General features: G+C 71.9%; 9 protein-coding genes. 7 read left to right on the plus strand and 2 right to left on the minus strand.

Annotated elements, in window-relative coordinates; genetic code table 11:
• The first annotated feature begins 9 nt into the window (after positions 1–9).
• The 5 genes from sufU (at position 10) to ACZ7GJ_RS34200 (ending at position 3,351) form a co-directional block, all read left to right on the plus strand.
• A complete protein-coding gene (gene sufU / locus ACZ7GJ_RS34180; RefSeq protein ID WP_470757290.1) occupies positions 10–471 on the plus strand; it encodes a Fe-S cluster assembly sulfur transfer protein SufU in 462 nt (153 codons plus the stop codon).
• On the plus strand, positions 468–812 hold the full coding sequence (locus ACZ7GJ_RS34185) for a metal-sulfur cluster assembly factor (protein WP_030388904.1): 345 nt from the start codon (positions 468–470) through the stop codon (positions 810–812). The genes sufU and ACZ7GJ_RS34185 overlap by 4 nt, the downstream gene beginning before the upstream one ends.
• 211 nt (positions 813–1,023) lie before the next feature.
• Positions 1,024–2,394 carry a DUF3616 domain-containing protein gene (locus tag ACZ7GJ_RS34190; RefSeq protein WP_470757292.1) on the plus strand — a complete coding sequence of 457 codons (1,371 nt, stop codon included), beginning with the start codon at positions 1,024–1,026 and terminating at the stop codon, positions 2,392–2,394.
• 67 nt (positions 2,395–2,461) lie between these two features.
• The gene (locus tag ACZ7GJ_RS34195; RefSeq protein ID WP_470757294.1) at positions 2,462–2,782 is read left to right on the plus strand and encodes a DMT family transporter; all 321 of its coding nucleotides are present in this window, start codon (positions 2,462–2,464) and stop codon (positions 2,780–2,782) included.
• On the plus strand, positions 2,782–3,351 hold the full coding sequence (locus ACZ7GJ_RS34200; RefSeq protein WP_470757296.1) for a TetR/AcrR family transcriptional regulator: 570 nt from the start codon (positions 2,782–2,784) through the stop codon (positions 3,349–3,351). Before ACZ7GJ_RS34195 ends, ACZ7GJ_RS34200 begins: the two co-directional genes overlap by 1 nt.
• 5 nt (positions 3,352–3,356) lie before the next feature.
• Here the strand turns inward: ACZ7GJ_RS34200 and ACZ7GJ_RS34205 are convergent, their stop codons facing one another.
• Positions 3,357–4,250 carry a winged helix-turn-helix transcriptional regulator gene (locus tag ACZ7GJ_RS34205; RefSeq protein ID WP_470757298.1) on the minus strand — a complete coding sequence of 298 codons (894 nt, stop codon included), beginning with the start codon at positions 4,248–4,250 and terminating at the stop codon, positions 3,357–3,359.
• 95 nt (positions 4,251–4,345) lie between these two features.
• On the opposite strand from ACZ7GJ_RS34205, the gene ACZ7GJ_RS34210 reads away from it, so the two are divergent.
• Both ACZ7GJ_RS34210 and dapD read left to right on the plus strand, forming a co-directional pair.
• The gene (locus ACZ7GJ_RS34210) at positions 4,346–5,575 is read left to right on the plus strand and encodes an MFS transporter (RefSeq protein ID WP_470757314.1); all 1,230 of its coding nucleotides are present in this window, start codon (positions 4,346–4,348) and stop codon (positions 5,573–5,575) included.
• A gap of 9 nt (positions 5,576–5,584) precedes the next feature.
• Entirely contained in the window at positions 5,585–6,565 is a 981-nt protein-coding gene (gene dapD, locus ACZ7GJ_RS34215; RefSeq protein WP_470757300.1) for a 2,3,4,5-tetrahydropyridine-2,6-dicarboxylate N-succinyltransferase, read from the plus strand.
• Positions 6,566–6,652: 87 nt separating this feature from the next.
• Here dapD and ACZ7GJ_RS34220 read toward each other — a convergent pair.
• Positions 6,653–6,913: RICIN domain-containing protein (locus ACZ7GJ_RS34220; protein WP_470757302.1), on the minus strand; the 261-nt coding region annotated here is incomplete at its 5' end.

Here is a 6,913-nt window from a genome sequence, read left to right on the forward strand (position 1 = left end):
CGAGGCGCAGTGAAGCTGGAATCGATGTACCAGGAACTGATCCTGGACCACTACAAGCACCCGCGAGGGCGTGGCCTGCGCGACGGCGACGCCGAGGTGCACCACGTCAATCCGACGTGTGGCGACGAGATCACGCTGCGCGTGAAGTATGACGGCGAGACGCTCACCGACGTCTCCTACGAAGGCCAGGGCTGCTCCATCAGCCAGGCCGGAGCGTCCATACTGAACGAGCTGCTCGTCGGCAAGGAGCTCGCCGAGGCTCAGAGGATCCAGGCCGTGTTCCTGGAGCTGATGCAGTCCAAGGGCAAGATCGAGCCCGACGAGGAGATGGAGGAGGTACTGGAGGACGCGGTCGCGTTCGCCGGTGTCTCCAAGTATCCGGCGCGGGTGAAGTGTGCTCTGCTGAGCTGGATGGCGTGGAAGGACGCGACCGCCCAGGCACTGGGCGACGCCGAGAGGAAGACGGCATGACCGAGAACGCGACGCCCGAGGCGTCGATCAAGCCGGCCACCGAGGAAGAGGTCCGCGAGGCCCTCTACGACGTGGTCGACCCCGAGCTGGGCATCGACGTCGTCAACCTGGGCCTGATCTACGGCATCCACATCGACGACGCGAACATCGCCACCCTCGACATGACGCTGACGTCGGCGGCCTGCCCGCTGACGGACGTCATCGAGGACCAGGCGAAGTCGGCGACGGACGGCATCGTCAACGAGCTCCGCATCAACTGGGTCTGGATGCCCCCGTGGGGCCCGGACAAGATCACGGACGACGGCCGCGAGCAGCTGCGCGCGCTCGGTTTCAACGTCTGAGCCACCGCGCTCCGCGAAGGGCCCCCGGCACTGCCGGGGGCCCTTCGCGCGTTCTGGGTGCGGTGCGGTGCGGGGTGCTTCGGGAGGCGCCCCGTGTTCGTCCGGCGGACGATTGACGTGCACCGGGAGTTGGCCGCGGTGGCCGAATCTTCTCGACGGCCGTCACAGCGCGACGCGTGGTTCGCGCTCGGCTCGACGCGTGGGGACACCGATGAAGAAGCAGCTTGGTATCGCGGGGATCGCGGCGCTGGTCGTCGCCGGGACGGTCACGGCCGTGCCCGCGCAGGCGGTGACCTACGGGACGCCGACCATCGCCCTGTCCGCGTCCTACCTGTCCGGCGCCGTCGGAGCGGTCGGAGACCCCGTGGTGAACGTGACCGTGGGGCAGAGCGGAGCCGACGCGTCCGCGCTGACGGTCAGCGCCACCGCGTCGAGCAAGGCCTCGGTCGCCGGTACGGGCGACGTGACCGTCACCGGGGCCGGTGCGGTGCGGCAGCTGGCCGTCACCGCGCGCGGCCGCGGCTACACCAACCTCACCGTCAAGGTGACCGGGCTGGGCGGCAAGAGCGCCACCAAGACCCTGTCGTACGCGGCTTCGTCCGCCGTGCTGAACCCGTCCGACGCGCGCTACCTCACCGGCGCCTCGGACTCCTCGGCCGCCGTGGACGTGGGCGGCGGCTACACGATCGTCGCCGACGACGAGTCCAACGTGCTGCGCCTGTACGACCGTTCCCGCTCGGGCGCGCCGGTGCGGACCTGGGACTTCAGCTCGCAGCTCGGGGTCAGCAAGGAGGTGGACATCGAGGGGGCGACCCGGATCGGCAACACCGTCTACTGGACGGGCTCGCTCGGCAACAACAAGGACGGCGAGTACAAGGCACCCCGGAACACCGTGTTCACCACCACGCTGAGCGGCTCCGGGTCGGGTGCGCAGCTTGCGTACGGGCGCTCGTACAAGAAGCTCCGCGACGACCTGGTGGCCTGGGACGTGGCGAACGGCAACCGCTACGGTTTCGCGGCGGGCACGGCGGCCGGTGAGGCGCCGAAGCAGATCGACGGGTTCAACGTGGAGGGGCTGGAGTTCGCCCCCGGCTCGACCACCACCGCCTACCTCGGCTTCCGCGCCCCGCTCGCGCCGGCCGTGCCGGGCGGCAAGGCGCTGGTGGTGCCGGTGACCAACTTCGACAAGGTGCTCTCCAGCGGGGCCAAGGCGGCCTTCGGGGCCGGCATCGAGCTGGACCTCGGCGGGCTCGCGATCCGCGACATCCGCAAGAACGCGGCCGACCAGTACCTGATCCTGGCCGGGTCCTGGGCGGCGGACGACAACTCCGACCCGTACGCCCTCTACCAGTGGGACGGCGTCGCGGGCCACGCCCCGGTCAAGCGGGCCGACCTGCCGACGAGCGACCCGGGCGGCTGGGAGGCCATCGTGGACGTGCCCGACCTGTCGGTCGCGGGCGCGCGGGTGCAGCTCGTCACGGACAGCGGGTCCGCGGACCTGTACGGCGACGGGACCGAGGCCAAGGACCTGACGCACCCCGAGTGGAAGAAGGCCCGCGCCGCCTGGTTCACGCTGGGCTAGCAGCCGCCCGGGTGGGGGACGCGCCGTATGTGTACGGGCGTACGCAACGTTGCGTACACTCGTACACATGCCCTACGTACTGCTTGCCGCCGCCATTGCCGCCGAGGTCGCCGGGACCACCGCCATGAAGTACAGCGAGGGCTTCACGAAGCTGTGGCCCTCGCTGGGCACGGTGGTCGGGTACGTGATCGCCTTCTCGCTGCTCGCGCAGACCCTGAAGGCGATGTCGGTCGGTACGGCGTACGCGATATGGGCGGGCGTCGGCACGGCCGCCATCGCCGCCATCGGGATGGTGTTCATGGGTGAGGCCGCGTCCGCCGCGAAGATCGCCGGCATCGCGCTGGTGATCGGCGGCGTGGTGCTGCTGAACCTGGGCGGGGCGCACTGATGCCCGCCGGCGCGCGGCGCTACGACCCCGAGCGGCGGCAGCGGATCATCGACGCGGCGATCCGCGTGGTGGGCGCGAAGGGCATCGCGGGGCTGAGCCATCGCAGCGTGGCCGCGGAGGCTGACGTTCCGCTGGGCTCGACGACGTACCACTTCAAGACGCTGGACGACCTGCTGGTCGCGGCGCTGCGGCAGGCGAACGAGGCCTTCGCCCCCGCCCTCTCGGTACGGGAGGGCGAGGACCTCGCGGGTGCGCTGGCGCGACTGCTGGGCGAGCTCCTGTCGGCCGACCGGGGCCGGGTCGCGCTGGAGTACGAGCTCTACCTGGCGGCCCTGCGCCGGCCGGCGCTGCGGCCGGTGGCGGCGGAGTGGTGCGAGGCCGTGGCCGCGGCCCTGGCCCCGCGGACCGACCCGCTGACGGCGCGCGCACTCGTCGCCGTCATGGACGGCATCAGCCTCCAGGTGCTGCTGACGGACGCCGCGTACGACGAGGCGTACGCGGGCGAGGTCCTGCGGCGGGTGCTGGGGGCGGAGCCCCCGACGGCCGGGCGGGTCGGCTCGGCCGGTTAGGCCGGTTAGGCCGGTTGGGCCGGTTGGGTCGCCGCCCGTACCGCCGCCAGGGCGGCGGTGACGCTCGCCTCGATGTCCTGGATCGGGTACAGCACCTCGCGGACCGTGCGGTCCCGGTCCACCACCAGCGTCAGCCGCTTGAGCCGGCTGACGCCCGCCGCGCGGAACGTCGGCAGCCGCAGCGCCGCCGTCAGGGTGAGTTCCGCGTCCGACATGAGCGGGAACCGCAGCCGCTCCTGCTCCGCGAACTCCCGCTGCTCGTCCGGCCGCTGCGTCGAGACCCCGTGCACCGTGGCCCCCGCCGCCGTGAACTCCGCGAGCTGGTCCCGGTACGTGCACGACTCGAACGTGCAGCCCTTGGCGCCCGGGATCCCGGCCCAGCCGGGCGGGTAGGACTCGGCCCGGGCGTACGCGCCCGGGAAGCAGTACAGGACCGTGAACGGCGTGTCCGCCACCGGGTCGCTGAGTTCGCCGAAGCGGTCCGGCAGTAGCAGCTCCGGCAGCCGTGTGCCGCGCAGCGCGTGCACCCGTACCGCCTCCCGCGAGGCTTCCTCCGTCGTCGCCGTCATCTCTCCCTCTCCCAGGACCCAGGTGTCGCCCCAGTCCTGGAGGGCCACCAGGACGGGCAGCAGCCCCCGCCCGCGCGGGGTCAGCTTGTATTCGTGCCGCACCGGGCGTTCCTGGTACGGCTCGCGCGTCAGCACCCCGGCCTCGACCAGCAGCTTCAGCCGCTCGGCCAGCACCTTGCGGGACACCCCGAGCTCGCGCTGGAGCTCGTCGAAGCGGTGCAGACCACGTGCGGCGTCGCGCACGACCAGCAGCGTCCACCAGTCGCCCACGACGTCGAGGGCCTGCGCGATGGAGCAGTCCGCGTCGCCGAGGTGCGTGCGCTGGGCCATGGGAACTCCTTTGTCCGTTGACCCAAGGCTGTCATGCTGACATAGTCCGTTCCCAAAAGGAACTGACTCATGGCGGATGCGGGGGCACGGGTGTGTTGCAGGGGTTCAAGGACGTACCGAGGGTCGTGTGGCTGCTGGCTGCGGGGATCTTCGTCAACACCGTCGTCAGCTTCACCTTCGTCTTCGTCTTCCTCTACCTGACCGGCCCGCGCGGGCTCGGCGCCGCCCAGGCGGGCCTGCTCGTCGGCATCGGCGGCGTCGGCCTGGTCGCCGGGAACTTCACCGGTGGCTGGTACGGCGACCGCTTCGGCCACCGCCGGGTGCTGGTGGCCGCTTCCGTACTCGGCGGAGCCGCCCTCGTCGCGCTGCCGGTGGTGCCGACCGGCCTGCTGGTCCTCGTCCTGCCGTTCGCCCAGTACGCCTCCGGGGTGGTCCGCGCCGCCAACTCCGCGCTGGTCGCCGTCACCGTGCCGGAAGGCTCCCGGCGCCAGGCCTTCGCCGTCACCCGCTGCCTGTCCAACGGGGGCTTCGCGGTGGGCGGACCGCTCGGGGCGCTCATCGCGACCGGACTCTCGTACGACTGGCTCTTCGTCGCCGACGGCCTCGGCACCTTCTTCTTCGCCCTTTGGACCGCCCGGGTCGTCCCGGCCAGGGCCCCCACCGCCCCTTCCTCGGCCCCGGACGGGGGTCTGGGCCGAGGAGGGCTGTGGCGGGAGCTGCGCGCGCGGCCGGCCGTACTGGTCCTGCTCGGCGCGATCGTCGTCATCGACGTCGTCTACCGGCAGCACCTCACGACCTTCCCCGTCTACCTCGCCGACCACGGTCTGGACACCCGCGTGTACGGATGGCTCATCGCGGTCAACTGCGGCGTCATCCTGCTCCTGGAGATCCCCGCCGCCCTCGCCCTGCGCCGGCGCTCTCCGCTGCACGTCATCGGCAGCGGGCTGGTGCTGGTGGGCGGCGGCTACGCGATGCTGATGCTCGGGGTCGGAGTCGCCACGGCCGTCGCGATGATGCTGCTGCTCACCCTTGGTGAGCTCCTCTACAAGACCACCGCCATGGCGTACGTCGCGGACGAGTCGCCCGAGCACTCCATCGGCCGGTTCCAGAGCCTGTACGCCGGCGTCTCCATCAGCGGCTTCGTCCTCGCCGCGCCCCTCGGCGGAGCCCTGTACGACACCGCGCCGGGCCTGCTGTGGCCGCTGTGCGCGGGACTCGGCGCCGCCGCCGGGGGGACCGTGCTGGTCATGGGCGCGCGGGGGATGCGGCGACGCGCGCGACCGGCACATGAGACCGGTTCGCAACCGCAGGCCGTCGCCGGTTAGGTTTCGGACATGACTGCTACGCGTACCACCGGCGCCGTCGCCGCCGGACTTGCCACGATCACCGCCGACGGCACCGTCCTCGACACCTGGTTCCCCGCCCCCGAGCTGGTCGCCGACGCCGGCCCGGCCGGCACCGAGCGCCTCACCGCCGAGAAGGCCGTGGAGCTGCTGGGCGCCGCCGCGGCCAAGGCCATCCGCTCGGACGCGGTCCGCGGGGTCGAGGTCGTAGCCGTCCGCACCGTCATCGCCTCGCTGGAGGACAAGCCGCTGGACGCGCACGACGCGTACCTGCGCCTGCACCTGCTCAGCCACCGCCTGGTCAAGCCGCACGGCCAGAACCTCGACGGCGTCTTCGGCCTGCTGACCAACGTCGCCTGGACCTCGCTCGGCCCGGTCGCGGTCGACCAGGTGGAGACCGTACGCCTCAACGCGCGCGCCGAGGGCCTGCACCTCCAGGTCACCTCGATCGACAAGTTCCCGCGGATGACGGACTACGTCGCCCCCAAGGGCGTCCGCATCGCCGACGCGGACCGCGTCCGCCTGGGTGCGCACCTCGCCGAGGGCACGACCGTCATGCACGAGGGCTTCGTCAACTTCAACGCCGGCACCCTCGGCACCTCCATGGTCGAGGGCCGCATCTCGGCGGGCGTCGTGGTCGGCGACGGCTCCGACATCGGCGGCGGCGCGTCCACCATGGGCACCCTCTCGGGCGGCGGCAAGCAGATCATCTCGATCGGCGCGCGCACCCTGATCGGCGCCGAGGCGGGCGTCGGCATCGCGCTGGGCGACGAGTGCGTCGTGGAGGCGGGCCTCTACGTGACCGCGGGCACCCGCGTCACCCTCCCGGACGGCCAGATCGTCAAGGCCCTGGAACTCTCGGGCGCCAACAACATCCTCTTCCGCCGCAACTCGGTCACCGGCGCCGTGGAGGCCCGCCCGTACAAGGCGGCCTGGGGCGGCCTGAACGAGGTCCTCCACAGCCACAACTGACGCACCGCAACACCGCGACACCGCATCGCGCTGAGCGCCCTCCCGGGGTCCGGGAGGGCGCTCGGTCGTTCCGGGCGGGCCGCAGGGTCAGCTGGAGAGCCGCAGGAACCAGCGGCGTGAGGGGTGGGTGTCGCAGTCGAACTGCACGAGCGGGTGGTTGTTGGCGGTGGTGCTGCCGCCCGCGACGGTGGCGCACTTGCCGGTCTGGACGTTGACGATCTGGAAGGAGCTGCCGTCCCCGTTGGTGATGTTCCAGCGGCGTGAGGGGTGGGTGTCGCAGTCGAACTGCACGAGCGGGTGGTTGTTGGCGGTGGTGCTGCCGCCCGCGACGGTGGCGCACTTGCCGGT

The sequence above is a fragment of the Streptomyces sp. NPDC037242 genome (assembly GCF_055604165.1).

What these genes read in the sequence shown, in the direction of transcription:
- ACZ7GJ_RS34200 (WP_470757296.1), top strand. Translation starts at nt 2,782, where the DNA reads ATGCCCGCCGGCGCGCGGCGCTACGACCCCGAGCGGCGGCAGCGGATC.
- dapD (WP_470757300.1), top strand. Translation starts at nt 5,585, where the DNA reads ATGACTGCTACGCGTACCACCGGCGCCGTCGCCGCCGGACTTGCCACG.
- ACZ7GJ_RS34185 (WP_030388904.1), top strand. Translation starts at nt 468, where the DNA reads ATGACCGAGAACGCGACGCCCGAGGCGTCGATCAAGCCGGCCACCGAG.
- ACZ7GJ_RS34205 (WP_470757298.1), bottom strand. Translation starts at nt 4,250, where the DNA reads ATGGCCCAGCGCACGCACCTCGGCGACGCGGACTGCTCCATCGCGCAG.
- ACZ7GJ_RS34195 (WP_470757294.1), top strand. Translation starts at nt 2,462, where the DNA reads ATGCCCTACGTACTGCTTGCCGCCGCCATTGCCGCCGAGGTCGCCGGG.
- ACZ7GJ_RS34190 (WP_470757292.1), top strand. Translation starts at nt 1,024, where the DNA reads ATGAAGAAGCAGCTTGGTATCGCGGGGATCGCGGCGCTGGTCGTCGCC.